This is a genomic window from Paraburkholderia sp. SIMBA_027, from assembly GCF_046535315.1.
GTDB classification, from domain to species: domain Bacteria; phylum Pseudomonadota; class Gammaproteobacteria; order Burkholderiales; family Burkholderiaceae; genus Paraburkholderia; species Paraburkholderia tropica.
Genome location: NZ_JAWRWY010000076.1, coordinates 1 through 666 on the forward strand (window position 1 = coordinate 1; position 666 = coordinate 666).

Annotated in this window: 2 pseudogenes; one reads left to right on the forward strand and one right to left on the reverse strand. The window is 57.7% G+C overall.

Annotated elements, in window-relative coordinates:
* Nucleotides 1-90 precede the first annotated feature (90 nt).
* Nucleotides 91-432 (forward strand): annotated as a pseudogene (locus tag SB764_RS38195) (hypothetical protein); the annotation flags it as partial.
* 17 nt (nucleotides 433-449) lie between these two features.
* On the opposite strand, the pseudogene SB764_RS38200 reads toward SB764_RS38195, so the two are convergent.
* Nucleotides 450-666, reverse strand: a pseudogene (locus SB764_RS38200) (hypothetical protein); the annotation flags it as partial.

The window sequence follows — 666 nt, forward strand, 5'->3', positions numbered from 1 at the left end:
AGCTGGCACGACAGGTTTCCCGACTGGAAAGCGGGCAGTGAGCGCAACGCAATTAATGTAAGTTAGCTCACTCATTAGGCACCGGGATCTCGACCGATGCCCTTGAGAGCCTTCAACCCAGTCAGCTCCTTCCGGTGGGCGCGGGGCATGACTATCGTCGCCGCACTTATGACTGTCTTCTTTATCATGCAACTCGTAGGACAGGTGCCGGCAGCGCTCTGGGTCATTTTCGGCGAGGACCGCTTTCGCTGGAGCGCGACGATGATCGGCCTGTCGCTTGCGGTATTCGGAATCTTGCACGCCCTCGCTCAAGCCTTCGTCACTGGTCCCGCCACCAAACGTTTCGGCGAGAAGCAGGCCATTATCGCCGGCATGGCGGCCCCACGGGTGCGCATGATCGTGCTCCTGTCGTTGAGGACCCGGCTAGGCTGGCGGGGTTGCCTTACTGGTTAGCAGAATGAATCACCGATACGCGAGCGAACGTGAAGCGACTGCTGCTGCAAAACGTCTGCGACCTGAGCAACAACATGAATGGTCTTCGGTTTCCGTGTTTCGTAAAGTCTGGAAACGCGGAAGTCAGCGCCCTGCACCATTATGTTCCGGATCTGCATCGCAGGATGCTGCTGGCTACCCTGTGGAACACCTACATCTGTATTAACGAAGCGC